This window comes from Mesorhizobium sp. LNHC252B00 (genome assembly GCF_000502955.1).
In the GTDB taxonomy this organism is placed as follows: Bacteria; Pseudomonadota; Alphaproteobacteria; order Rhizobiales; family Rhizobiaceae; genus Mesorhizobium.
The window spans coordinates 1-325 of sequence record NZ_AYWO01000161.1; the positions used below are offsets into that span (position 1 = coordinate 1).

Below are 325 nucleotides of genomic sequence, written 5' to 3' on the forward strand. Positions count from 1 at the left end.
CGCCATCACCCAGTCGCCGACGCGCATCTTGGTGGAATCGCCGAATTTCACCGCTGTCAGCTTGTGGCCTTTCGGATCGACCTTCAGCACCGCGACGTCGGTCTTGGTGTCGGTGCCGACCAGCGTCGCCTTCAAGGTCACGCCATCGGAGAAATTGACCTCGATGTCGTCGGCATCGGCGATCACATGGTTGTTGGTGACGACGATGCCTTGTTCGGCGTCGATGACGAAACCCGAACCGAGCGACTGCACCTTCTGCGAGCCGCCATCCTTTTCGCCACCGCGGTTCTTGAAGAAATCGTCGAAGAAATCCTGGAACGGCGAG

1 protein-coding gene is annotated in these 325 nt (G+C 59.4%); it reads right to left on the reverse strand.

All coding sequences use genetic code 11. The features are described 5' to 3' along the window. On the reverse strand, window positions 1-325 hold a 325-nt coding region (locus tag X744_RS0139450), incomplete at both ends, for a trypsin-like peptidase domain-containing protein (protein WP_031261635.1).